The 23,146-nt window shown below is 64.0% G+C and carries 23 protein-coding genes and 1 riboswitch; of the genes, 14 read left to right on the top strand and 9 right to left on the bottom strand.

From position 1 onward, the window contains the following. Positions 1-65 precede the first annotated feature (65 nt). Positions 66-265, top strand: a riboswitch (cobalamin riboswitch). 35 nt (positions 266-300) lie between these two features. The 4 genes from FJ527_RS05555 to cobO are packed head-to-tail and all read left to right on the top strand — an operon-like array spanning position 301 to position 2,423. Continuing rightward, entirely contained in the window at positions 301-480 is a 180-nt protein-coding gene (locus FJ527_RS05555) for a CbtB domain-containing protein (protein WP_015317373.1), read from the top strand. A gap of 15 nt (positions 481-495) precedes the next feature. Next, the gene (locus FJ527_RS05550) at positions 496-1,299 is read left to right on the top strand and encodes a CbtA family protein (protein WP_140822092.1); all 804 of its coding nucleotides are present in this window, start codon (positions 496-498) and stop codon (positions 1,297-1,299) included. Further along, the gene (gene cobU, locus FJ527_RS05545) at positions 1,292-1,807 is read left to right on the top strand and encodes a bifunctional adenosylcobinamide kinase/adenosylcobinamide-phosphate guanylyltransferase (RefSeq protein ID WP_140822090.1); all 516 of its coding nucleotides are present in this window, start codon (positions 1,292-1,294) and stop codon (positions 1,805-1,807) included. Before FJ527_RS05550 ends, cobU begins: the two co-directional genes overlap by 8 nt. 1 nt (position 1,808) lies before the next feature. Next, positions 1,809-2,423: a cob(I)yrinic acid a,c-diamide adenosyltransferase gene (gene cobO, locus FJ527_RS05540; protein ID WP_140822088.1), complete on the top strand. Its 615-nt coding sequence runs from the start codon at positions 1,809-1,811 to the stop codon at positions 2,421-2,423. On the opposite strand, the gene cbiB is transcribed toward cobO, so the two are convergent. Then, positions 2,420-3,394: an adenosylcobinamide-phosphate synthase CbiB gene (cbiB, locus tag FJ527_RS05535; protein WP_140822086.1), complete on the bottom strand. Its 975-nt coding sequence runs from the start codon at positions 3,392-3,394 to the stop codon at positions 2,420-2,422. The two genes, cobO and cbiB, sit on opposite strands and share 4 nt — an antisense overlap. Here cbiB and cobD point away from each other — a divergent pair. Continuing rightward, positions 3,393-4,439, top strand: coding sequence for a threonine-phosphate decarboxylase CobD (cobD, locus tag FJ527_RS05530; RefSeq protein WP_140822084.1), 1,047 nt, complete (start codon positions 3,393-3,395; stop codon positions 4,437-4,439). The two genes, cbiB and cobD, sit on opposite strands and share 2 nt — an antisense overlap. Then, positions 4,436-4,945: a tyrosine phosphatase family protein gene (locus tag FJ527_RS05525; RefSeq protein WP_140822082.1), complete on the top strand. Its 510-nt coding sequence runs from the start codon at positions 4,436-4,438 to the stop codon at positions 4,943-4,945. Before cobD ends, FJ527_RS05525 begins: the two co-directional genes overlap by 4 nt. Here the strand turns inward: FJ527_RS05525 and FJ527_RS05520 are convergent, their stop codons facing one another. Continuing rightward, positions 4,946-5,749: a creatininase family protein gene (locus FJ527_RS05520; protein WP_140615863.1), complete on the bottom strand. Its 804-nt coding sequence runs from the start codon at positions 5,747-5,749 to the stop codon at positions 4,946-4,948. It abuts the gene before it with no gap. A gap of 56 nt (positions 5,750-5,805) precedes the next feature. Then, positions 5,806-6,189: a RidA family protein gene (locus FJ527_RS05515; protein ID WP_140615865.1), complete on the bottom strand. Its 384-nt coding sequence runs from the start codon at positions 6,187-6,189 to the stop codon at positions 5,806-5,808. 267 nt (positions 6,190-6,456) lie between these two features. Here FJ527_RS05515 and FJ527_RS05510 point away from each other — a divergent pair, with 267 nt between their 5' ends. The 7 genes from FJ527_RS05510 to FJ527_RS05480 are packed head-to-tail and all read left to right on the top strand — an operon-like array spanning position 6,457 to position 13,008. Next, positions 6,457-7,461, top strand: a complete 1,005-nt coding sequence (locus tag FJ527_RS05510) for an ABC transporter substrate-binding protein (protein WP_015317382.1) — start codon at positions 6,457-6,459, stop codon at positions 7,459-7,461. 11 nt (positions 7,462-7,472) lie between these two features. Then, entirely contained in the window at positions 7,473-8,297 is an 825-nt protein-coding gene (locus FJ527_RS05505) for an ABC transporter ATP-binding protein (protein WP_140822080.1), read from the top strand. Then, positions 8,284-9,132, top strand: coding sequence for an ABC transporter permease (locus tag FJ527_RS05500; protein WP_015317384.1), 849 nt, complete (start codon positions 8,284-8,286; stop codon positions 9,130-9,132). Before FJ527_RS05505 ends, FJ527_RS05500 begins: the two co-directional genes overlap by 14 nt. Positions 9,133-9,135: 3 nt before the next feature. Beyond that, positions 9,136-10,437: a cytosine deaminase gene (locus FJ527_RS05495; RefSeq protein ID WP_140822078.1), complete on the top strand. Its 1,302-nt coding sequence runs from the start codon at positions 9,136-9,138 to the stop codon at positions 10,435-10,437. Beyond that, the gene (locus FJ527_RS05490) at positions 10,437-11,840 is read left to right on the top strand and encodes an FAD-binding oxidoreductase (RefSeq protein WP_140822404.1); all 1,404 of its coding nucleotides are present in this window, start codon (positions 10,437-10,439) and stop codon (positions 11,838-11,840) included. Before FJ527_RS05495 ends, FJ527_RS05490 begins: the two co-directional genes overlap by 1 nt. Beyond that, a complete protein-coding gene (locus FJ527_RS05485; RefSeq protein WP_140822076.1) occupies positions 11,840-12,421 on the top strand; it encodes an NAD(P)H-dependent oxidoreductase in 582 nt (193 codons plus the stop codon). The genes FJ527_RS05490 and FJ527_RS05485 overlap by 1 nt, the downstream gene beginning before the upstream one ends. Further along, a complete protein-coding gene (locus FJ527_RS05480) occupies positions 12,421-13,008 on the top strand; it encodes an NAD(P)H-dependent oxidoreductase (protein WP_140822073.1) in 588 nt (195 codons plus the stop codon). The genes FJ527_RS05485 and FJ527_RS05480 overlap by 1 nt, the downstream gene beginning before the upstream one ends. A 48-nt stretch (positions 13,009-13,056) precedes the next feature. On the opposite strand, the gene FJ527_RS05475 is transcribed toward FJ527_RS05480, so the two are convergent. The 5 genes from FJ527_RS05475 to FJ527_RS05455 all read right to left on the bottom strand — a co-directional run bounded on the left by FJ527_RS05475 (position 13,057) and on the right by FJ527_RS05455 (position 20,715). After that, positions 13,057-15,522, bottom strand: coding sequence for an FAD-dependent oxidoreductase (locus FJ527_RS05475; RefSeq protein ID WP_140714796.1), 2,466 nt, complete (start codon positions 15,520-15,522; stop codon positions 13,057-13,059). After that, positions 15,519-16,700: a pyridoxal phosphate-dependent aminotransferase gene (locus FJ527_RS05470; RefSeq protein WP_140714798.1), complete on the bottom strand. Its 1,182-nt coding sequence runs from the start codon at positions 16,698-16,700 to the stop codon at positions 15,519-15,521. The genes FJ527_RS05475 and FJ527_RS05470 overlap by 4 nt, the downstream gene beginning before the upstream one ends. Continuing rightward, positions 16,693-17,598, bottom strand: a complete 906-nt coding sequence (locus tag FJ527_RS05465) for a homocysteine S-methyltransferase family protein (protein ID WP_140822072.1) — start codon at positions 17,596-17,598, stop codon at positions 16,693-16,695. The genes FJ527_RS05470 and FJ527_RS05465 overlap by 8 nt, the downstream gene beginning before the upstream one ends. Next, positions 17,595-20,048: an FAD-dependent oxidoreductase gene (locus FJ527_RS05460; RefSeq protein ID WP_140822070.1), complete on the bottom strand. Its 2,454-nt coding sequence runs from the start codon at positions 20,046-20,048 to the stop codon at positions 17,595-17,597. The genes FJ527_RS05465 and FJ527_RS05460 overlap by 4 nt, the downstream gene beginning before the upstream one ends. 70 nt (positions 20,049-20,118) lie before the next feature. Then, positions 20,119-20,715 carry an XRE family transcriptional regulator gene (locus tag FJ527_RS05455; RefSeq protein WP_224682457.1) on the bottom strand — a complete coding sequence of 199 codons (597 nt, stop codon included), beginning with the start codon at positions 20,713-20,715 and terminating at the stop codon, positions 20,119-20,121. A 171-nt stretch (positions 20,716-20,886) separates the two neighbouring features. On the opposite strand from FJ527_RS05455, the gene FJ527_RS05450 reads away from it, so the two are divergent. Beyond that, a complete protein-coding gene (locus FJ527_RS05450) occupies positions 20,887-21,591 on the top strand; it encodes a nitroreductase (RefSeq protein WP_041163815.1) in 705 nt (234 codons plus the stop codon). A gap of 21 nt (positions 21,592-21,612) precedes the next feature. On the opposite strand, the gene FJ527_RS05445 is transcribed toward FJ527_RS05450, so the two are convergent. Continuing rightward, positions 21,613-23,055, bottom strand: coding sequence for an MFS transporter (locus tag FJ527_RS05445; RefSeq protein WP_140714806.1), 1,443 nt, complete (start codon positions 23,053-23,055; stop codon positions 21,613-21,615). Between the last annotated feature and the right edge of the window lie 91 nt (positions 23,056-23,146).

Below are 23,146 nucleotides of genomic sequence, written 5' to 3'. Positions count from 1 at the left end.
CCGATACGGCGCTCCTGCGCTGGCGGCTGTCGGAATTTGGTTTGCCGGGCGCGGCGAATTTCCCTATAGTCCCCGATGTCGTCGGTTCCTTTTTGGAGCCAAGAGGGAATGCGGTGCGGGCAGGAATTCCTGCCCAATGCCGTGGCTGCCCCCGCAACTGTGTGCGGTAGTCCTCTCCATATGCCACTGAAGATTTTTCTTCGGGAAGGTGGGGAAGGGCGCTTATCCGCGAGCCAGGAGACCTGCCGGCGACAGGAAACTGACTTCGATGCCCTCGGGTGGAGGGCGAAAGGACAAGACATGACTACCGCTTCCGTCTCCCTCGGCGCCTCCGTCTCCTCGCAGTCGCGCTTCATGCAGCTCGCGCTTGCGGCGCTGCTCGGCATCTTCGTCGTCGGCTTTGTTGGCTTCTCGCATATCGATGCGGTCCACAATGCTGCCCACGACTATCGCCACTCGATGGCGTTTCCCTGCCACTAACGAGGATCCGACATCATGAATCTGTTTCGCAACGTCGTGTTCGTCGCGGCGATCGCGGGGCTCGTGGCCGGTGTCGTTCTCGCCTGCATGCAGGCCTATGCCACCGTGCCGCTGATCCTCAAGGCGGAAGTCTACGAAAAGGCCGGCGGCGGCCACTACCATGATCACGCGGCCGCACCAGCGGCGACCAATGATGCCATGAGCACGGTGGCGCCCGCTGGGAATGCCATGAGCTCTGCCGCGCCCGCGGGCACCGATGCCGTGACACCGGCGGAGGAAGACGAAGGCTGGGCGCCGGCCGACGGTTTCGAGCGTTTCGCCTTTAGCGTGGTTGCCAATATCGTCACCGGCATCGGCTTCGCACTGGTCCTGGTCGCGGTTTCCGAGTTCTTCGGCGGCGTCGGCAACTGGCGCCAGGGTGTGTTCTGGGGTTTGGCCGGCTTTGCCGTGTTCACACTGGCACCGGGTCTCGGACTGCAGCCGGAACTGCCGGCAATGCCGGCGGCCGATCTTCTGCCGCGCCAGATCTGGTGGACGGCGACGGCGGCCGCGACCGCGATCGGCCTAGGCCTGATCGTGTTTCGCAGATCGCTGCCATTGACCATCCTCGCCGTCTTGCTGATCGTCGCGCCGCATGTCGTCGGCGCGCCGCAGCCCGACAGTTTCGAAACACCGATCCCGGAAGGCCTGCACCATCAGTTCGTGGTGGCGGTGACGGTGACCAATCTGGTGTTCTGGCTGGTGCTCGGCGCGATCGTGGGCGTGGTGCGCAGGCGCTTCACCGGCATGGCGACCAGCCTGCGCGACAGCTTTGCCTGATCGCGGCAGGCTGACCTTCATCATCGGTGGTGCGCGCTCCGGCAAGAGCGCGCACGCCGAAACCCTGATGACGGCATTGCCCTCGCCATGGGCCTATATCGCCACGGCGCAAGCCCATGACGACGAGATGCGCGAGCGCATCGCGCTGCACCGCTCGCGGCGCGGTGAGGGCTGGTCGACCACCGATGCGCCACTCGACCTCGCCGAAGCGCTGGAGGCGTTGCCAGACGGGCAGCCGGTGCTTGTCGACTGCCTGACGCTGTGGCTGACCAATCACATGCTGGCCGATCACGACGTCGAGGCCGCGTGCCGGCGGCTGGCGGACGTGCTGTCTCGGCCGCGCGGACCGTGGTTCGTGGTGACGAACGAGGTCGGGCAAGGCATCGTGCCCGACAACGCGCTGGCGCGTCGGTTTCGTGACGATGCCGGCCGGCTCAACCAGCGGGTCGCGGCAGTAGCCGACACGGTGTTGCTCATGGTGGCGGGGCTACCGCTCAAGGTGAAGTGAAATGACCGATATCGACGACAAGGATGAAGAACGCCATCGCGCCAAGATGGCCAAGCGCAAGGCAGTGCAGGACGCCGAGGTTGCGGGCAAGACGATCGAGAAAGGGTTGCTGATCGTTAACACCGGTCCCGGCAAGGGCAAGACCACGGCCGCCTTCGGTCTCGCGCTGCGCGTGCTCGGCTACGGCAAGCGCGTCGGCGTCGTCCAGTTCATCAAGGGCAAGTGGCACACCGGCGAGAAGGACGCCTTTGCCGTCTTTGGCGACCGTGTCGTCTGGCACGCAATGGGCGAGGGTTTCACCTGGGAGACGCAGGACCTGAAGCGCGACATCGCTGCCGCCGAGGCCGCCTGGGCCAAGGCTCTGGAATTGATCGGCGATCCTTCGATCAGCCTTGTCGTGCTCGACGAGCTCAACATTGCCTTGCGCTACGACTATCTCGCTCTCGACAAGGTGGTTGCGGCGCTTAAGGCCCGCCGCGAAGGCCTGCATGTCGTCGTCACCGGCCGCAACGCCAAGCCGGGGCTGGTCGAGGCGGCGGACCTGGTCACCGAGATGGGGGTGACAAAGCACCATTTCTCGACGGGCGTGAAAGCGCAGCAAGGCATCGAGTTCTAGAAAACCAGAACGGCGATCAGCGCGACCAGGCCGAACAAGCCGATCAGCAGGTAGTCCGCGACCCGGTAAAGCTTGAGCGCCCGCCTGATATCGCCGCTGTCGACATCTCGGCGCCCGCCTTCGCCCATGAAGATGTCGTCGACCATGACACCGCCATAGCTGCGTGGTCCGGCGAGCGCCAGCCCGAGCGCGCCGGCCATGGCCGCTTCCGGCCAGCCGGCATTGGGCGAGCGGTGTTTTTTCGCGTCGCGCCTCACCGCCTGCCAGGCGTCGCGGGGGTCGGCGCCCTCGACCAGGAGGGAAGCGAGCACGATCAGCAGCGCCGTCAGCCGCGATGCAGGCAGGTTGATCCAGTCGTCGAAGCGCGCCGCCGCCCAGCCGAAGGCCTCATGGCGCGGAGTCCGGTGGCCGACCATCGAATCGGCGGTGTTGGCCGCCTTGTAGGCCGCGCCGCCGGCGAGCCCTCCGACCCCGGTCCAGAAGGCGGGGGCGACGATGCCGTCGGAAAAATTTTCCGCCAGGCTCTCGATCGCCGCGCGGCAGACGCCGGCGCGGTCGAGCGTCTCGGGATCACGGCCGACGATCCGCGAAACGGCGGCTCGGCCCATGTCGAGGCCTCCGCTGTCGAGCGCGTCGGCGACGGCTTCGACATGCTCGTAAAGGCTTTTCTGCGACAGAAGCGATGTCGCCAGAAAGACGGCAATGATCCATCCCAGGGGGACGAACCAGAGCAGAACAAGCTGCACGCAAAGGCCTGCTATCGCAGGTACCAGCACAATGACCAGAAGCGCCTGGACACCACGTTGGCGACGCAGCGCGTCGGGATCAGTGGCGCGGTTGAGCCGCAAGTCGAGAAAGGATATCAGCCTGCCGAACCATGTCACCGGATGGCCGATGGCGCGAAACAGCCAGTCGGGATAACCAAGGGCGAATTCGACAATTAATGACAGGAAAGCGATCAGGACTGACATGAAGCTTCTTGAAGGAGCGGTGGACCATGGTGGAAGTCTTGGCCGGGCAAGGGCGCTTTTCCCCAATGCCGTGCTGCCTTTCGTCGACCTCTCGACCGGTATCAATCCGCACTCCTACCCGCTTTTCGACCTGCCCGCCACCTCGCTGTGGCGATTGCCAGAGGCCGCGCGTGGGCGCGAACTGGTAGAGATCGCGGCCAACACCTATGGCGCGCCTTCCCCAGCAAGCGTGGTGGCGGCCCCTGGCACACAGATCCTGTTGCCGCGCGTCGCCTCGCTGGTGAGGCCCGGCAAGGCAATGGTGCTGGGGCCGACCTATGCCGAACACGCCCGGGCGGCGGCGATTGCCGGGCACGACGTGGTCGAGGTCAGCGATTTCGCGGCGCTGGCGGAAGCCGACCTCGCCATCATAGTCAATCCGAACAATCCCGATGGGCGCGTCGTCGAGCGCGACCGGTTGCTGGTGCTGGCCGCTGGACTTCGCGCCAAGGGCGGGCTGCTGGTCATCGACGAGGCGTTCATGGATGTCGGTCCACGCAAGCACAGCCTCGCCGGCGATGTCGGCCAGGGGGGCATCGTCGTGCTGCGTTCCTTCGGCAAGTTCTTTGGTTTGGCCGGCCTGCGGCTCGGGTTCGCGCTTGCCGACGCGCCGACGGCTGAACGGCTGGACATGCAGTTCGGGCCGTGGGCTGTCGCAGGACCGGCCCTGGAATATGGCATCCGCGCGCTCGCCGATCTCGATTGGCAGGATGCGATGCGGGCCTCGCTGGCGGAAGCGACGGTGCGGCTCGATGCGCTGTTTAGCCGTTTCGGCGTTCCCGTCGCGGGGGGCACCACGCTGTTCCGCTATCTCAGCCTGCCCGATGCCGGCGGCCTGTTTTCCGGGCTTGGCCAGGGCGGCATCCTGCTGCGGCATTTCTCCGAACGGCCGCATACCCTGCGCGCCGGCCTGCCGGGGAGCGAGGAGGAATGGCGCAGGCTCGAATCCGCCCTTGCCGATTGGGCGTCGCGGCGCGAGGATCGGTCGAAAGGTTTCAAACAATGATCCATGTCTGCTCGCTGGCGAAAATCGAGGAAGTGGTGGCCAGGACCGGCGCCGACCGCATGCTGTCGCTGCTCGCCGCCGGAACGGACGTAGTCCGACCGGCCTCGATCCCAAGGGAAAACCATCTGCACCTGGTCATGCACGACATCGCCGTGGCGCAGGACGGCATGACCATGCCGGGCGAGGAGCATGTCCGTAACCTGCTCGATTTCGCACGCCGCTGGGACCGGGCGAAACCAATGCTGGTGCACTGCTATGCCGGCATCAGCCGTTCGACCGCCTCGGCCTATATCATCGCCGCGGCTTTGGCGCCGAAACGCAACGAGGTGGAACTGGCGCGGACGCTGCGAGCGCTGTCACCTTCGGCGACGCCCAATCCGCGGCTGATCGCGGTGGCCGACGCGCTGCTCGAGCGCAACGGCCGCATGATCGAGGCGATCGAGTCGATCGGGCGCGGCGCCGACGCCTTTGAAGGCACGCCGTTCGCCCTCCAGATCGACGGTTAGCTATTTCAGCCACTCCGCGAGCTTGGCCTTGCGCACGTCGCGCACCAGGTTGATGAACCCGTCAGCCTGATATTCCGCGGTCAGCCGGCCTTTCTCGGCTGTCGCGATGCTGGCGTCGCCGACCACGCCGTTCGGGTTGAGATCCCCGGCAATCCAGGCGAAGGCGTGGGTGCCTGTGTGGCGCAACAGCGAGAATTCCTGCTCGGCCTTGGCGACGTTGGAAACGAAATTGTCGGCCTTGCCCATGTCGACGAGATCGGGCCGGAAATGCAGCATCAGCGACGTCTCGACATCGCCGCCATGAATGCCGTGACGATCCTCGAGTTCGGTGTACATGCCGGCCGGGCGGCCAAAGCGCTGCCAACTGGTCTTCACCGCCAGCATCTTTTCGCGCACGCGCAATTCGCGCGTGACGATGCCCATGATCTCCTCATTGCCGCCATGCGAATTGACGACGATGAGCTTGCGCACGCCGGCGCGCGCGATCGACAGGCCGAGCTCGGTCCAGGCGTCGACCAGCGTCGTTGCCGGCAAGGTGAGAGTGCCCGGCGCGTGCAGATGCTCGTTCGACTTGCCCACCGCCTGGACCGGCAGGATGCGGATGTCGAGATCGTCGGGCAAGCGTGAAATCACCGTGTCGAGCATGCCGTTCATGATCGAAGTGTCGGTCGACACAGGCAGATGCGGTCCATGCTGCTCGATAGCCGCCAGCGGCAGCACCGCGATCGTGGCTTCGGGATCGATCGAGGCGTATTCGGTGGTCCGGTAGTCGCCCCACCATACGCGTTTCTTGCCAGCAGTCATGTCACGCCTCTTCAAATGATCAGCTCAGACCTAGCGCGGTGCGGCCGGCCTGTCGATCACCCGGCCGCGATGGCCTCGACCTCGACCTTGAATTCGGGCCGGGCAAAGCCGGAAACGATCATCAGCGTCGAGGCTGGCGCCGGGCTCGAAAACAGCCGGTCGCGAACCTCCATATAGGGCCGCAGATGCGCGCGGTCGGTGACATAGGCGTTGATGCGAACGATGTCGCCAAGTCCCAGCCCGGCTTCGCCCAGAACCGCCGCGATGTTCCTGAAGCAGAGTTCGGCCTGTGCGCCGGCATCTTCCGGTATCTGGTCGTCCGCCGTGATGGCGACCTGGCCCGAGCACAGCACCAGCCGCTTGCCGGCCGGCACCTCGACGCCGTGGCTGTAGCGGGCAAAGGGTGGCTTGATCGACTTCGGGGTAAGGAACTTGAACATGGCAATCTCCTGGATATCGCCAGCCTAAGGCCGGATGCATTGCACCATCAAGATGGTGGTGCATGTCGCCGGTGCGATTGTGGACAGGCGTTCAAAAAATAGGCACGATGCCCTTCGGTGCAGCACGACCTTTCCGGCTTTCGCAGATGGCTGTGGTGCAGGCGGGCGGGTCCCGGCGCGCGACGCCGGTGGCATGTGTCTTGCTTCTTGAATCTTTGGTGTCAAGCACGGCGCGCAACGCGCCGGTGCAAATAAAGGGCGGTGTCAATGTACGTGAAACAGAAGATTTCGGCCGCGGTGGTGGCCCTGCTTGCGGCCAGCACGCTGGGCGCGGCGGCGAATGAAAAAGTCACTTTCGGCACCAACTGGCTCGCCGAGCCGGAACATGGCGGCTACTACCAGGCCGTGGCCGATGGCACCTATGCCGCCTGCGGTCTCGACGTCACCATCATGCAGGGCGGCCCGCAGGTCAGCGGCCGGCCGATGTTGCTCGCCGGCAAGATCGATTTCTACATGGGCGGCAATCTGCTGTCGGCCTTCGACGCCGTCCAGCAAGGCATTCCGATGCGTGTGGTGGCAGCCGACTTCCAGAAGGACCCGCAGGTCATCATGTCCCACCCCGGCGAGGGGCTCGACAAATGGGAAGACCTGAAGAACGCCGAGCAGTACATTCTGGGTGACGAAGGCGTGCAGACCTTCTTCCAGTGGATGGTCATCGAGCTCGGTTTCGACGCTTCAAAGCGCGTCCCCTACACCTACAACACCGCCCCTTTCCTCGCCAACAAGAAGTCTATCCAGCAGGGCTACGTCACCTCGGAGCCGTTCGCGGTCAAGAAGGAAGGCGGCTTCGTGCCGAACCAGTTCCTGCTCGCCGACTACGGCTGGGACACCTATTCGACCACGATCGAGGTGATGCAGGAGACGATCGACAAGAAACCTGAGGTTGTCCAGTGCTTCGTCGATGGCTCGGCCAAGGGATGGTACAAGTACCTCTACGGCGACAACAAGGCCGCCAACGACATGATCAAGAAAGACAATCCTGACATGAGCGACGAGCAGATCGCTTTCTCGATCGAGCAGATGAAGAAGTTCGGCCTGGCCGATTCCGGCGACACCGAGAAGCTCGGCATCGGCGCCATGAAGGAAGAACGGATCAAGAGCTTCTACGACAAGATGGTCAAGGCCAAGGTCACGCCTGAAGGCATCGACATCACGAAAGCCTACACGCTGGCCTTCATCAACAAGGGGGTCGGGCTCGAGCTGAAGAAATAGGCCGGCCCGGCATGATGCGGGAACAGGTGGCGCAAACGCCCGCCTCGGACATGGCTCCGACCTTGCTGGCGCTGCGTGGCGTCGGCAAGGTCTTTTCCAACGGCGTGACGGCGCTCAGCGATGTCGACCTGACGATCCGGGAAGGCGATTTCCTCAGCCTGCTCGGACCGTCGGGCTGCGGCAAGTCGACGGCGCTGCGGCTGATTGCCGGCCTGTCCACGCCGACATCCGGCGTGCTCGACTGGCGCGGCGGCGGCTCGCTCGACCGTGCCAATATCGGCTTCGTCTTCCAGGAGCCGACGCTGCTGCCCTGGGCCAGCGTCTTCGACAATGTCTGGCTGCCGCTCAGGCTGAAAGGCATTTCCCGCGCCAAGGCCGCCCCGGCGATATCGGAGATGCTGGCGCGGGTGCACCTCACCGGCTTCGAGGACGCCGTGCCGCGCGAACTCTCCGGCGGCATGAAGATGCGCGTCTCGATCGCGCGCGCCATGGTGACCAAGCCACGCGTGCTGTTGATGGACGAGCCGTTCGCGGCACTCGACGAGATCACCCGCTTCAAGCTCAACAACGACCTGCTGGAACTGTGGCAAGACGAGCGCTTCACCGTCGTCTTCGTTACCCACAGTGTGTTCGAAAGCGTGTTTCTCTCCAACCGCGTCGTCGTCATGGCGGCTCGGCCGGGGCGGGTGTTCGACGAACTCGCGATCGAGGCGTCCTATCCGCGCGATGAGGCGTTTCGCACCTCGCCTGACTATGCGGCCCTTTGCCGGCAAGCCTCGGATGTGCTGGTCAATGCCATCAATTCAACAGCGGGCTCGCATCATGACAGCCATTGACGGCACGTTGAAACTCGACCCCGAGGAAGCGCGCCGCGTGCGCCAGGAGCGGTTTGAGCGGATCGGCCGCTGGGTTCTGCCGCTGGCGATCATGATCCTGGCGATCTGGCTGTGGGACCGCATCTGCGTGTGGAACGAGATCCCGCAATACATCCTGCCGCGCCCCGGCGTCGTGCTGACAACGCTCTACAACGATGCCGGCCTGCTGTTTTCCGCACTGCTGGTCACCTTGCGCATCACCTTCCTCAGCCTGCTGCTGGCGGTTGTCGGCGGCGTCGGCCTGGCGGTCTTGTTCGCGCAGTCGAAATGGGTGGAGATGTCGTTCTTCCCCTTCGCCATCGTGCTGCAGGTGACACCGATCGTGGCGATCTTTCCGCTGATCAACATCTATGTCGACAATCAGACGACCAAGCTCCTGCTCTGCGCCTGGATCGTCGCCTTCTTCCCGATCCTGTCGAACACCACGCTCGGCCTCAACTCGGTCGACCGCAACCTGCGCGACCTGTTCAAGCTCAACGGCGCGACGCGCTGGCAGCAACTGCGCTATCTCAGGCTGCCGGCGGCTATGCCGTATTTCCTCGGCGGGCTGAAGATCGCCGGCGGCCTGTCGCTGATCGGCGCCGTGGTGGCCGAGTTCGTCGCCGGCGCCACCGGCCAGTCGTCCGGGCTTGCCTCGCGCATCATCGAAGCGGGTTACCGGCTCAACGCGCCAAGGCTGTTCGCGGCGCTGTTCCTGATATCGCTGACAGGCATCCTGATCTTTCTCGTGCTGTCGCTGATTTCGCATCTCATTTTGCGGCGCTGGCACGAAAGCGCGCTGAAGCAGGAGCGGTAGACCTTGATACCAGCCTCTGGCTCCTACCGCCTTGCCAACGCGCGTGTTCATCAATCTGTCACGCTTGGTCTGGCTGCGACCTTCGACAGCGACGGTTTCGCCCCTGCCGACATTACCGTCGCGGACGGCAAGATTTCCAGCATCGCCGTGCAGGCCGCATCGAAGGTCCCGGCGGGCGCCATCGACCTTGCCGGCCGTATCGTGCTGCCGTGTTTCGTCGACTGCCACACGCATATCGACAAGGGCCATATCTGGCCACGAAAGCCCAATCCCGACGGTACCTTCACGGGCGCTCTGAACGCCACAGGCGCCGACCGCGTGGCGCGCTGGAGCGCCGAGGATGTGGCGCGCCGCATGGATTTCTCGCTGCGCTCGGCCTACGCGCATGGCACCAGGGCGCTCAGAACTCATATCGACAGCGTCGCGCCGCAGGAGGAAATCTCCTGGCCCGTGTTCGAGACGATGCGCGAGGCATGGCGTGGCCGCGTCGAATTGCAAGGTGCCTGCCTGCTCGGCATCGAGGGCGTGCGCGACAAGAAATGGTTCGACAGGCTGGCCAAACGCGTGGCCGCCGCCAAGGGCGTGCTGGGCGTCGTCACCTATATGGTGCCGGACCTGGAAGAGCTGCTCGACCACGTTTTCGCGCAGGCAATCAAGCACGGGCTCGACCTTGATTTCCATGCCGACGAGACCGACGACATCGCCGCGATCTCGCTGAAGAAGATCGCCGAGGCGGCGCTGTGGAACGGCTTCGAGGGCAACATCCTCGTCGGCCATTGCTGCTCGCTGGCGCGCCAGCCCGATCTCGAGGTGCTGGACACGCTGGACAAGGTGGCGAAGGCCGGGCTGGCAATCGTGTCGCTGCCGATGTGCAATCTCTATTTGCAGGACCGTCGCACTGACCAAACCACACCGCGCTGGCGTGGCGTGACGCTGCTGCATGAGATGAAGGCGAGGGGCATTGCGGTGGCCGTCGCTTCGGACAACACGCGCGATCCCTTCTATGCCTATGGCGATCTCGATATGCTGGAGGTCTACCGCATGGCGACGCGCGTCCTGCATTTCGATCATCCGGTCGGCGACTGGCCGCAGGCGGTCACCGCGACGCCGGCCCATGTGATGCGGCTCGATGGCTTCGGCACGCTCACCGCCGGAGGCGATGCCGACTTCGTGCTGTTCAAAGGTCGAAGCTGGACGGAATTGCTGTCGCGCCCCGAATCGGATCGCATCGTCGTGCGTGCGGGGCGAGCGATAGACCGGCAATTGCCCGACTATGCCGAACTCGACGAGCTGATGGTGGAATGATGGATGTTTCGGCGCTCAAACGCGATCTCGATGGGATAAAACTCGACGACAATCCGGCCATCGTCCAGCAGAAGAGCCGGGACTTCTACTGGTACAGTCCGGTCCTGAAACAACAGCTCGACCATGTCACCGGCGACCTCATCGTGACGCCCAGGAACGAAGCCGAACTGATCCGCGTGCTTGCCGCCTGTCATCGCCATGGCGTGCCGGTGACGCCGCGCGGCAGCGGCACCGGCAATTATGGCCAGGCAATGCCGCTTTCGGGCGGCGTGGTGCTCAATCTCGCCGAGATGAACGAGATCAAGTCGATCGCGCCGGGGCGCGTGGTGACCGGACCGGGCGCGGTCCTGGCCGACATCGACAAGGCGACGCGCGCGCATTCCGGGCAGGAGCTGCGGCTGTCGCCCTCCACCTACAACACCGCCTCGATCGGCGGTTTCATCGCCGGCGGCTCCGGCGGTGTCGGCTCGATCAATTTCGGCGGATTGCGTGATTTCGGCAATGTGCTGCGCCTGCGCGTGGTGACGATGGAGGCCGAGCCGAGGGTGCTCGAACTCACCGGCGAAGACCTGCACAAGGTGACCCACGCCTATGGCACCAATGGCATCATCTCGGAAGTCGAGATGCCGCTGACGGCGGCCTATGACTGGATCGACGTCATCGTCGGCTTCGACCAATTCATGGATGCGGCGCGCTATGGCAATGCGCTGGCCTGCCAGGACGGCATCCTGACCAAGCTGATCACGCCGATCGCGGCACCCGTGCCGCAGCTTTATTTCAAGCGGCACCAGAAATTCTTCAGGGAAGGTCAAAGCATCTGCGTCGTCATGGTGGCGCAACATGGGCTGGATGCTTTTCTGGCCTTTACGCGCCGCGCCGGGGGTGAGGTGATCTACAACGCCACCACGGCGACGCCGGAGGAGAAAAAGGGCCTGCCGCCGGCCTATGAGCTGGCCTGGAACCACACGACGCTCCGGGCGCTGCGCGTCGACCCCGCCGTCACCTACCTGCAGTCGCTCTATCCCTTTCCCAACCAGCTGGCGCTGGTAGAGAAAATGGATGCGATGTTTCCCGGCGAAGTGTTCTCGCATCTCGAATTCGTGCGGCTGGATGGCAACATCACCTGCTTCGGCCTGCCGCTGGTCAAGTTCACCACCGAGGCGCGGCTTAACGAGATCATCCGCCTGCATGAGGAAAATGGCTGCCCGATCTTCAACCCGCACCGCTACACGCTGGAAGAGGGCGGCATGAAGCAGACCGACGCGGTGCAACTCGCCTTCAAGCGCGAGACCGACCCGCAAGGCCTGCTCAATCCCGGCAAGATGATCGCCTGGGAAAACCCGGACTATGACTACCGTTCGGGCCGGACGTTCCTGTTCAAGGGGTTGCAAAAGGCTGGGTAATGAACATCCTCGTCCTCTATGCCCATCCGGTCGAGACCAGCTTCAATGCCGGCCTGCACCGGATGATCGTCGAGCGGCTCACGATGGCTGGCCATTCGATCGATGACTGCGATCTCTACGGCGAGGATTTCGATCCGCGTCTGACGCGCAGGGAGAGGCTGGATTATCACAATTTCCGCGGTCCCGGGGATCCTGCGGCGCCATACGTCGAGCGCCTGTTGCGGGCCGATGCGCTGGTGCTTTCCTATCCGGTCTGGAATTACGGTTTCCCGGCGATCCTGAAAGGGTTTTTCGATCGCGTCTTCCTGCCGGGCGTGTCGTTCAAGCTGGTCGACGGCAAGGTGGAGCCGTCGCTGCACAACATAAGAAAGGTCGCGGCGGTCACCTCCTATGGCGGCAGCCGGTTCCGCGCCTTTCTGATGGGCGACCCGCCGCGAAAACTGATCAAGCGCATGCTGCGCGCCACGGTAAAGCCGGGTGCTCCGGTGACCTACCTCGCGCATTATTCGATGAACCTGTCGACCGATGAAACCCGGAAGTCCTTCACGGCGAAGGTCGCGGCCAGCATGGATGCATTCTGATGCGTGCGCTTGTCGTCTATTGCCATCCGGTGCCGGAGAGCTTCTGCGCCGCCATTCGCGACATCGCCGTGGATGTGCTGACGCGTCGAGGCTGGGACGTGCGGCTGCTCGACCTCTACGCCGAAAAGTTCGATCCGGTGATGAGCTGCGAGGAGCGGCGTACCTACAATAGTCAGGCGCCGCAGGATCCGGCGCTGAAACTGCATTTCGAACTGCTCAACTGGGCCGAGGCGATCCTGTTCGTCTACCCGACCTGGTGGTACGGGCTGCCGGCGATGCTGAAGGGCTGGCTCGACCGGGTGTGGGCGACCGATGTCGCCTTCAAGCTGCCGGCGGGCAGGGGAGGGATCAAGTCGCTGATGACGCATGTCACCAGGGTCGGCGTCATCACCACTTGCGGCGCGCCGACCTGGTGGAGCGTCGTCGTCGGCCAGCCCGGGCGCAAGACCTTGCTGCGCGGCATGCGGGCGCTGTGCGCCAGGCGCTGCAAGACGTTCTTCCTGGCGCATTATTTGATGGACGCCTCGACGCCGAAGACGCGAGCGGCGTTTCTGGTCAAGGTGCGGGCGAAGTTGGAGCGGTTTTGAAAGATTAGCACCTTCTCCCCGTGAACGAGGGAGAAGGAAAAAGCGCCGCTACATCTTCGTCCGTTCCGATTTCGGATCGTACATCGGTTTCAGCGATGCCTCAGCCGCAAACCGTTCGCCGGCGATCTCGATTTCATAAGTCGAGGCGAGCACATCCGCCTCGCTCTGCCCTTGGCACGGCACATAGCCCAGCCCGATCGCTCCGCCGAGATGGTGGCCGTAATTGCCCGAAGTGATCGGACCGATGATCTTGCCATCGCGCAGGATCGCTTCGTTGTGGAAGAGCAGAGGCTGCGGGTCCTTGAGGCGGAACTGGACCAGGCGGCGGTCCAATCCGGCCTCCTTCTTCTTCAGCACGGCATCGCGGCCGATGAAATCGCCCTTGGCCGTCTTCACCGCGAAGCCGAGGCCCGCCTCCAGCACATTGTCCTCATCGGTGATGTCGTGTCCGAAATGGCGGAAAGCCTTTTCTATGCGGCAGGAATCGAGCGTGTGCAGTCCACAGAGCTTTAGCCCGACATCGGCACCGGCCTCATCGATGGCCTCGAAGACATGGGCGGCCTGTTCGGTCGAGATGTAAAGCTCCCAGCCGAGCTCTCCGACATAGGTGACGCGGTGCGCCCGGGCGAGGCCCATGCCGATTTCGATCTCCTGGAACGTGCCGAACGGATTGTTCTCGTTGGAGAAGTCGTTGGGGCTGACCTTCTGGATCAGTTTTCGCGCATCCGGGCCCATCACGCAGAGCACGCTTTCAGCGGCGGTTACGTCCGTGATGATGACGAACTGGTCGCCGACATGCCGGTGCAGCCAGGCGAGGTCGCGCTGCAGCGTGGCGCCCGGCACGACGAGGAAATAGGCCGTATCCGAAAGCCGCGACACGGTGAGGTCGCTCTCTATGCCGCCGCGCTGGTTGAGCATTTGCGTGTAGACGATCTTGCCCGGCGCCACATCCATGTCGTTGGCGCAGAGTCTTTGCAGGAAGGCGCAGGCGTCGCGGCCCTCGACGCGGATCTTGCCGAACGACGTCATGTCGAACAGACTGACCTTGTTGCGGACCGCCAGATGCTCCTCGCGCTGGTTGTCGAACCAGTTCTGCCGCTTCCAGGAATAGCGATATTCGCGCTCTTGGCCCTCACGCGCGAACCAGTTGGCGCGCTCCCAGCCGGCGACTTCGCCGAACACGGCGCCGCGCGCCTTCAGGTGCTCGTGCAGGGGAGAGCGGCGCACACCACGCGAGGTTGCCATCTGGCGATAGGGGAAATGGTCGGCATAAAGCAGGCCGAGCGTTTCGGAGACGCGTTCCTTGAGATAGCGGCGGTTCTTCTGGAAGGGTTGAGTGCGGCGGATGTCGACTTCCCACAGGTCGAACGGGGCTTCGCCATCGTTGATCCACTGCGCCAGCGCCATGCCGGCGCCGCCCGACGAGACGATGCCGATCGAATTGTAGCCGGTCGCCATCCAGTAGCCGCGCAACTCCGGCGCCTCGCCGAGATAATAGCGGTCGTCAGGGGTGAAACTTTCAGGGCCGTTGAAGAAAGTGTGGATGCCGGCGGTCGCCAGCATCGGCATGCGGCTAACGCCCATTTCGAGGATCGGTTCGAAATGGTCCATGTCCTCCGGCAACTGGTCGAAGCAGAAATCCTCGCGGATGCCGTCCATGCCCCATGGCTTGGCCACCGGCTCGAAGGCACCGAGCATCATCTTGCCGGCGTCTTCCTTGTAGTAGGCGCACTCGTCCGGCACGCGCAGCACCGGCAGGCGGCCAAGGCCGGGGATCGGCTCGGTGACCAGATAAAAGTGCTCGCAGGCGTGCAGTGGGATGTTCACGCCGTTCTGGGCGCCGAGGTCGCGCGCCCACATGCCGGCGCAGTTGATGACGATATCGGTCTCGATCGTGCCCTGGCCTTCGCCTTGCGCCCAGGACACGCCGGAGACGCGGCCATTTTTCGTATGGACCTTGGTGACCTTCACATTCTCCGCGATTGTGGCGCCGCGTTGGCGCGCACCCTTGGCCAGCGCCATGGCGATGTTGGCCGGGTCGCACTGGCCGTCGAGCGGCAGATGCACGGCGCCGACCACGTCCGAGACATTGAGATGCGGGTACATCTCCTTGACCTCATTGGGAGAAATCTCGCGCACGTCGACGTCGAAGGCGCGGGCGAGCGACGCCTGCCGGTAGATCTCGTGCTTGCGCTCTTCGGTCAGCGCCACGGTGATCGAGCCGACCTGGCGCATGCCGGTGCCGACCTCGGTCTCTGCTTCCAGCTTGACGTAGAGATCGGCCGAATATTTCGCCAGCCGGGTCATGTTCTGCGAGCCGCGCAACTGTCCGATCAGCCCGGCGGCGTGCCATGTCGTGCCCGAGGTCAGTTGCTTGCGCTCCAGAAGCACGATGTCGGTCCAGCCAAGCTTGGCCAGGTGGTAGGCGACCGAGCAGCCGGAGACGCCGCCGCCGATGATGACGGCCCTTGCCTTGGTGGGGATGGCTTTCGTGGGAAGGCTCCTGGCGGTCATGCGGCCTCACGACGGTAGCTGGAAACGAAACGGCGCAGCCGGGCGGCTGCTTCCCTGAGCACGGGTTCGGGCTGGCACAGGCTAATTCTGATATGGCCGGCCGCGGCTTCGCCGAAACTCGAGCCCGGCATGACGCCGACCTTCTCCTTGTCGAGGAAGGCGAAGGCGAATTTCTCGTCGTCGGGTTCGACATCGGATATGTCGAGCATGACATACATGCCGCCTTCGGAACCGCGCACCGTGACATCGTTCATGCCGCGCACGGCATCGAGCAGAACGGTGCGGCGCGCCGCGTAGCGTTCGGCGATGTCCTTGACGCCATGGTGCTGCTCCAGCGCCTCGGTGCAAGCGATGGAGATGAAGGCCGGCAGGCCGTAGGTCGTCACCAAATTGAGATTGATCAGCAGCGTGATCATTTTTTCCGGACCGGTCAGCCAGCCCATGCGCCAACCAGTCATGCCGTGGCTCTTGGACATCGAATTGATCACCAGCGTGCGCTCGGCCATGCCGGGCAGCGAGCGCGGCGAGACATGCTCGCCGCCGCCCAGCGTCCAGTAGACCTCATCGGACAGCAGCCAGAGATCGTGCTCGCGGCAGATTTCGGCCAGCTGTTCCAGCCGCTCGCGCGAATAGACCGCACCGGTCGGGTTGTTCGGCGTGTTGATCAGTATGGCGCGCGTGTTGGGCTTGAGTGCCGCACGGATCATGTCCGCGCGCGGTTGGAACCCATCCTCGGCCGGTGTCTCGACGACGGTGAAGCTGGCACCGGCGGCACTGAAGGTGTTGGGATAGGTGGCATAGTAGGGGGCAACCACGATGGCGTGGTCGCCCGGGTCGAGAACGGCCTGCACGGCCGCGTAAAGTGCGGCCTGGCCGCCCGGCGTGGCGATGACCTCTTCCGGCGTCGTCTCGACACCGGTGCAGGCGCTGGAGGCCGCCGCCATCGCCTTGCGCAGGCGCGGCAGGCCGGGCAGCGGCGTGTAGTGATGGTTGCTGCCGCGAACCGCCGCAACGCAGGCTTCAATCGTCTCCGACGGCGTGTCGAAATCGTGGTCGCCGACCGACAGCATGATAATGTCCTCGCCGGCTTCCTTGCGGGCCCAGGCGGCGAAATGAACTTCCCAGCCGTCCTTGCCCGATGGAACAATGCCGGTGATGCGCGATGATGGTTTAGGCATGTGAGACTCCCGTGATCGCGTAGCCGTCCTGTTGCAGCCGGTCGCGCAAGGCGGCGATATGGGCAGGACCGACCTCGCAGCAACCGCCGACGATGTCCGCACCCGCTTCCACCCAGCCGATGGCCTGGTCGGCGTAGGCATCCGGACCGAGGTCGTGGCGGGCATGCAGTACATCCACCGTGCCGCCATGCTTGAGCGCTTCGGTGGACGTGAAGCCATTGGCATAGGCACCGACCGGGCCGCCGAGCTCGATCAGTTCAGGCAAGGCCGCCGCGATCGCCTCGGGGCGGCAGCAGTTGAGCAGTCGCGCCGCCACCGGCAGATTTCCGAGCGCATCGGCCGACGACGCAATCGTCTCGCCGCTGCGCAAGCGCGGCGTGCCGTGATCGGCCAGCGTCCATGACACCCAGACAGGCTTGCCGCTTTCCGATGCGGCGGTGACCGCCGCGCGCGCTTCCTCCGACGACGCCATGGTCTCGCAAAGGAACAGGTCGACACCGTCCGCCTGCTCGGCGACGATGCGGCGGTAGATGTCGAGCGTCTCCTGGTAGGAGATCGTCAGCGCCGGCGCGTAGCTGCCGAAGAGCGGCGACAGGCAGCCGGCGATCGCCGCGTCGCCGGCCTCGTCGCGCGCTTGCCTGGCGAGCTCGATGCCACGCTTCTGCAATGGCTTGAACAGGTCTTCCGCACCTTCGCGCGCCAGGCGTTCGGGCGTCGCCGAATAGGTGTTGATGGTGATGACGCGGGCGCCGGCGTTGATGAATTCGGCATGCAGGCCGCGCACAAGGTTCGGTTCGTCGATCAGCACCCTGGCCGACCACAGCGGTGTCGGCTCGGACTGGCTGCGCCGCACCAGCTCCTGGCCCATGCCGCCATCGGTGAGGACAACGTTCTTCATGCGCGCAGTCTTTCGTTCCTGGGATCCCACAATGGCTCGTCCTGTTGCACGACCGCCGTGAAGCGATCGCCGAAGATCTCGACCTCCACCGATGTGCCGGGTTCGGTCAGGTCGGCGCGCAGCATGCCGAGCGCGATCGACTTGTCGACGCGATGGCCCCAGCCCCCCGACGTCGTCTCGCCGACGATCTGGCCGTCGTGCCAGAGCGTCGACATGTAAGGCGCGTCGCAATCGCCGGGATCTTCGACCACCAACGTGACAAAGCGTTTCTTCACGCCTTGCTGTTTTTCGTTCTGGAGGGCCGCCTTGCCGCGGAAATCGGGCTTTTCCCATTTGACGAAGCGCTCCAGACCGCCCTGCAGGATCGAATAGTCGGTCGACAGGTCGCCCTTCCAGGTGCGGTAGCCTTTTTCGAGCCGCAGCGAATCCAGCGCGTACATGCCAAACGGCTTCAGCCCATAATTCTGCCCGGCAGCGCAGATCGCATCGAAGATCGCGGCAGTGTCGTCGACCCTGGTGTGGATCTCCCAGCCGAGCTCGCCGGCGAAGGAGACGCGGACCAGCCTGGCCCAGCGCCCGGCAATCCTGGTTTCCTGATGCGTCAGCCAAGGCAAGGTCAGGTCGGCGTCACAGACGTCGGCAAGGATTTTTCGCGAGTTGGGACCGGCCAGGATCTGCGTGGAGAATTCTTCCGTCCGGTCGATCAGCTTGAACGCCGCATCCCCGGGCATGTGCGATTTCAGCCATTCGAAGTCATGCCACTGTGCCACCGCCGCGGTGATCAGCGTCATGGACTCCTCGCCATGGCGCACCACCGACATTTCGGTGACGATGCGGCCCTTGTCATCGGAGAAATAGACCAGGCCGATGCGGCCGGGCTTCGGCACCAGGCCGGTCACCTGTCGGCTCAGCCATTCGGCGGCACCAGGGCCTTCGAGATTGAAGCGCGAGAAGCCGGGCAGATCGAGGATGCCGGCGGCGTCGCGGACAGCCAGACACTCTTCGCGCACGCGCTGCTGCCAAGGCCCGTCGCGGCGGAAGGTCAGCGTTGCTTCCTCGGAGACGTCGTCGCCGTCTTGCGCGTACCAGGTGGCGCGTTCCCAGCCATTATAGGCGTCGAAACGGGCACCCAGCGCCTTGATTCGATCGTGGATCGGCGACAGTTTCCTGTCACGTCCTTCCGGCCAGGCATGGCGCGGGAACTGGATGGCGTATTCGTTGCCGTAGATCTCCATGCCCTTGGCCACGCAATAGTCCGGCGCGGAAGCAAAGGAGGTGAAGCGGCGCGGATCGCACGACCACATGTCCCATTCGGTCTGGCCTTGCGTCACCCATTCGGCCAGCACCTTGCCGGCACCTCCGCCCTGGGCGATGCCGAAAGTGAAGACGCAAGCCTCGAAGGCGTTGGGAACGCCGGGCATCGGCCCGATCAGCGGATTGCCGTCCGGCGCATAAGGGATTGGGCCGTTGATGACCTTGGAGAGGCCGGCGGTGCCAAGGATCGGCACACGGGCGACGGCGTCGGCCAGGTAATGTTCCAGCCGGTCGAGGTCGTCGGGGAAGAGCTGGAAGGAAAAATCGTCCGGCATGGGATCGTTGTGGGTGGCCCAGTGCGCGCGGCAATTTCGCTCATAGGGGCCGAGATTCATGCCCGCCTTTTCCTGGCGCAGATAATAGGAGGTATCGACGTCGCGCAGCAGCGGCAGCTTCTTGCCCTGTTCCTTCGACCAGGCGGCGAGTTCGGGGATTTCCTCGAACAAAATGTACTGGTGGCTCATCACCATCATCGGCACTTCGCGGCCGAACATCCTGCCGACTTCGGCGGCACGGTAGCCGGCTGCATTGACGACGGTCTCGCAGCGGATATCGCCTTGGGGCGTCTCGACCACCCACTCGTCCTTTTCGCGGCGCACGCCTGTCACGGGGCAGAACCGGATGATTTTCGCACCCATGTCGCGCGCGCCCTTGGCCAGCGCCTGCGTCAGCTGTGCCGGGTCGATGTCGCCGTCGCTCGGATCGTACAGCGCGCCCTTCAATTCATGCGTTTCGAGGAAGGGGTAGCGGTGCTTGATCTCGTCGAGTCCGATCACGTCTATGTCCATGCCTTGGTAACGGCCCATGCCCTTGGCGCGCTGGAATTCCTGGATGCGCTCCTTTGTGTGGGCGAGCCTGAGCGAGCCGGTGACATGGTAGTTCATGGGATAGTCGACGGCGTCGGCCAGGCCACGATAGAGCTCGGTCGAATAGCGCTGCATGTTCATCAGCGACCAGGAGGAGGAGAAGGTCGGCACATTGCCGGCCGCATGCCAGGTCGAGCCGGAGGTCAGCTCGTTCTTTTCCAGGAGCACGCAGTCGGTCCAGCCGGCCTTGGCCAGGTGATAGAGCGACGAGGTGCCGACAACGCCACCTCCGATGATCACCACGCGCGCCGTGCTCGGCAAACCCGCCATGTTCTTCTCCCAATCTTCAAGCGCGCCGCGCTTCTTTTGCTTTATGGATGCATGTCGTCGGCGACATGCATCAATAGACCGGTGGCGAAACCACCCAGATGACAACCGCCGGTTCGCTGCCTGGATTGCGCCAGCGGTAAGGCTTGCCTTCGAAGCGGAAGGAGTCGCCTTCGCCAAGCCGGTGCCAGACGCCCGCAATCTCGATGTCGAACTGCCCGGACGCGATGTATCCGGCCTCCTCGGTCGGCCGGCGGGCCTCGTTCTTCAACTCCGCGCCCGGCGCGAAGACAGACCGCACCATTTCGAAGGTACCACCGAGGTCTGGTGACAGAAGCTCCTCCACGAGGCCGGATTCGCTGGTGCCAAGCGTGCGGCGCTTGCCGGCGCGTACCACCACGCCGCGCTCGCTTTCCACGGGCACGTCATGGCTGAAGAAGAGGCTGATCGGCACGCCGAACAACTCGGCGAAGGCCCTGAGGTCGCTGAGCGACGGCGTCGACAGGCCGCGCTCGACTTGGCTTACCCAGCCGACCGAACGGCCGAGTTTCAGCGCGATCTCGGCCAGCGTAAGCCCGCGCACCCGGCGCAACGCCCTGATGTCGCCGGCCAGCACTCGTTCGTCAGGTCCCTGCAATGTTCGTGCGGTAGGGGAGGCCAAATCGCTCAATTCATGAAAATGTTCAGTCGAATTTCATGAGAAATGAAGCTCATGAAAAAATCAAGTAGATTTTCACCAATGCTCAAGATTTGCTTGCAGGATTTTGACGGTTCATGCAAAGCCTCCGCCGCGAGCGGCGAGTGGGGACGTCCGATCGAGAACATGGCTAAGGGACGGCCCATGCTGGAAAAGAAGGCTCGAATCGCGGTTGACGCCGAAATCGTCGACGATGCGATCATGTCGCGCCGTTCGGTGCGCGCATTTCTGCCCGACATGATCGACGACGAGACGATCCGTGACATACTGACTGTTGCGGCGCGCGCTCCTTCCGGCACCAACATGCAGCCGTGGCGCGTCTACGTTACCAAGGGCGGGAGCAAGCAGCGGATCACGGATGCCATCATGAATTCCGGCATCCGCGCGGAAAAAGCCGACTGGGACGAATATCGCTATTATCCCACCCAGTTCTTCGAGCCTTATCTCACCCGCCGCCGTGCCAACGGTTTCGGCCTGTACGGCGCGCTCGGCATAGGCCGTAGGGAAGTCGACAAGATGCGCGCTCAGCACGACCGCAACTTCGTTTTTTTCGACGCTCCGGTCGGCATGATCTTCACCATCGACCGCCGGCTCAACCAGGGTTCGTGGATCGATTACGGCATGTTCCTGCAAAACATCATGGTCGCGGCGCGGGGCAGGGGTCTGCATACCTGTCCGCAAGCGGCCTTCGCGCCCTATCACCGGCAGATCCGGCCGGTGCTCGGCATTCCCGACGAGGAGATCGTCGTCTGCGGCATGGCGCTCGGCTATGAAGACACTTCCAAGCCCGAGAACGCCTTCCGCACCGAGCGTGAGCCGCTCGAGGAATGGGTGACGTTCAGCGAATAGGCTCCCGTCCGGCGCAAGCCGCTATTCCGTATTCATGTGCGCGCCGTGGCCACTGACATGAGCGCCGTCCTGCGGCGTCAGCTTGAGATAGGCGGATAGTGCGCAGAGCGTGATGACGCCTTCGATCACGAACAGGATCCGGAAGTCGCTGGCGACGGCCGGCCCGCCGCCGGCGAGAAACGACAGCATCGCAGCCGCCAGGCCGACGCTGATGGCGACCGCCAGTTGCCACAGGATATAGTAGAGCGCGCTGAAACGGGCGAGCTGTTCGGGCGCGATGTCGGAATAGGCGAGGTTGCCGGTTGAGGCCCATTGCACCGAGCGGAAGACTCCGAAGACGAAGATGTAGGTGAGCGTGATCCACACCGGGGTCGTTGCCTGCACCAAGGCGAAGCCCGCGACCATGGCGGCAACCACGGGCGTGTTCAAGACCAGCACGCGGCGAAAACCGAAACGGTTGAGGAGGCGTGGCATGAAGATACGCATACCCACCGAACCGACCGCCGCCACGAAGGTCAGCGATCCCGCCTGCACCGCGCTCATGCCGAAGCCGAGCTGGAACATCAGCGGCAGCAGGAAGACGACGGAGCTGAGACCGATCGTGTCAAGGCCGCCGCCAGTAAGAAACGAGATGCGGAAGGTGCGGATGCGCAGGAGCTTGAGATCGAGCAGCGGATTGCGCACGCGCAGGCAGTAGAGGGAGGCGGCCGTCAGGATGATGAGCGCCAGCGCAAGCTCGGCCGCGATGATGCCGCCGGCGGCGTCTTTCGCCGCCAGCGAGTCCATGCCGAAGACCAGCAGCACCATGCCGCTGCCGACCAGCAAAAAGCCTGGAAAATCGAACCGCGTGCGCACCGGCTTGGTCATTGTCGGGAACAGCGAGGCGGCAAGAATTGCGGCCGCGAGCGCGAACGGCACGTTGATGAAGAAGATCCAGCGCCAGGAGATGTAGGTGGTCAGCGCGCCGCCGACGAGCGGACCGACCAGCGGTCCGGACTGGCCGGCCAGCGAGATGTACATGTTGATCTTCAAGGTCCGGCTGCGCGGGAAGGTCGACAGGATGACGACCTGGCCGAGCGTTCCCATCAGCGCGCCGCCGAAGCCCTGCAGCGCGCGGGCGCTAACCAGCATCCAGAGGTCGTTCGAGAGCCCGCACATGGCCGAAGAAGCGGCAAACACCAGCAAGGCAAAGCAATAGACGTTGCGCAGGCCGAAACGGTCGGCCGCCCAGCCGCCGAGTGGCATCGAGATGATCAGGCTGGCGACGTAGACGGTGATCAGCAGGCCGAGCTGGCTTGGCGGACGGCCAAGGCTTTCGCTGATGCCCGGCAGCGCCGTCACCACGACATTCTGGTCGAGGCTGGTCATGAACACGCCGCAGGCGACCGTCAGCGGCAGCAGGAGCACGGCTCTGGCCGGCACATCGGCGCGATCGGTAGCGCCGGTGGATAGTTCAGCGGTCATGGGGATGTTCGAACCAAATATGCCGACTCTAAACCGGGATTTTCACCCCTCGGGCCGGTTGGACGACCACGTTTTCCACCTTGGGCGCCTT

Source organism: Mesorhizobium sp. B2-4-18 (genome assembly GCF_006441385.1).
In the GTDB taxonomy this organism is placed as follows: domain Bacteria; phylum Pseudomonadota; class Alphaproteobacteria; order Rhizobiales; family Rhizobiaceae; genus Mesorhizobium; species Mesorhizobium australicum.
The sequence above is the reverse complement of the archived record's forward strand: the minus strand, read 5'-3'. Positions and strand labels throughout refer to the sequence as shown.

Coding starts and splice junctions, on each gene's coding strand:
- FJ527_RS05550 (WP_140822092.1), top strand. CDS start 496: ATGAATCTGTTTCGCAACGTCGTGTTCGTCGCGGCGATCGCGGGGCTC.
- cobO (WP_140822088.1), top strand. CDS start 1,809: ATGACCGATATCGACGACAAGGATGAAGAACGCCATCGCGCCAAGATG.
- FJ527_RS05445 (WP_140714806.1), bottom strand. CDS start 23,055: ATGACCGCTGAACTATCCACCGGCGCTACCGATCGCGCCGATGTGCCG.
- FJ527_RS05460 (WP_140822070.1), bottom strand. CDS start 20,048: ATGGCGGGTTTGCCGAGCACGGCGCGCGTGGTGATCATCGGAGGTGGC.
- FJ527_RS05490 (WP_140822404.1), top strand. CDS start 10,437: ATGGATGTTTCGGCGCTCAAACGCGATCTCGATGGGATAAAACTCGAC.
- cobD (WP_140822084.1), top strand. CDS start 3,393: ATGAAGCTTCTTGAAGGAGCGGTGGACCATGGTGGAAGTCTTGGCCGG.
- FJ527_RS05450 (WP_041163815.1), top strand. CDS start 20,887: ATGCTGGAAAAGAAGGCTCGAATCGCGGTTGACGCCGAAATCGTCGAC.
- cbiB (WP_140822086.1), bottom strand. CDS start 3,394: ATGTCAGTCCTGATCGCTTTCCTGTCATTAATTGTCGAATTCGCCCTT.
- FJ527_RS05505 (WP_140822080.1), top strand. CDS start 7,473: ATGATGCGGGAACAGGTGGCGCAAACGCCCGCCTCGGACATGGCTCCG.
- FJ527_RS05520 (WP_140615863.1), bottom strand. CDS start 5,749: ATGACTGCTGGCAAGAAACGCGTATGGTGGGGCGACTACCGGACCACC.
- FJ527_RS05525 (WP_140822082.1), top strand. CDS start 4,436: ATGATCCATGTCTGCTCGCTGGCGAAAATCGAGGAAGTGGTGGCCAGG.
- FJ527_RS05555 (WP_015317373.1), top strand. CDS start 301: ATGACTACCGCTTCCGTCTCCCTCGGCGCCTCCGTCTCCTCGCAGTCG.
- FJ527_RS05470 (WP_140714798.1), bottom strand. CDS start 16,700: ATGCCTAAACCATCATCGCGCATCACCGGCATTGTTCCATCGGGCAAG.
- FJ527_RS05515 (WP_140615865.1), bottom strand. CDS start 6,189: ATGTTCAAGTTCCTTACCCCGAAGTCGATCAAGCCACCCTTTGCCCGC.
- FJ527_RS05465 (WP_140822072.1), bottom strand. CDS start 17,598: ATGAAGAACGTTGTCCTCACCGATGGCGGCATGGGCCAGGAGCTGGTG.
- FJ527_RS05500 (WP_015317384.1), top strand. CDS start 8,284: ATGACAGCCATTGACGGCACGTTGAAACTCGACCCCGAGGAAGCGCGC.
- FJ527_RS05485 (WP_140822076.1), top strand. CDS start 11,840: ATGAACATCCTCGTCCTCTATGCCCATCCGGTCGAGACCAGCTTCAAT.
- FJ527_RS05510 (WP_015317382.1), top strand. CDS start 6,457: ATGTACGTGAAACAGAAGATTTCGGCCGCGGTGGTGGCCCTGCTTGCG.
- FJ527_RS05475 (WP_140714796.1), bottom strand. CDS start 15,522: ATGACCGCCAGGAGCCTTCCCACGAAAGCCATCCCCACCAAGGCAAGG.
- FJ527_RS05480 (WP_140822073.1), top strand. CDS start 12,421: ATGCGTGCGCTTGTCGTCTATTGCCATCCGGTGCCGGAGAGCTTCTGC.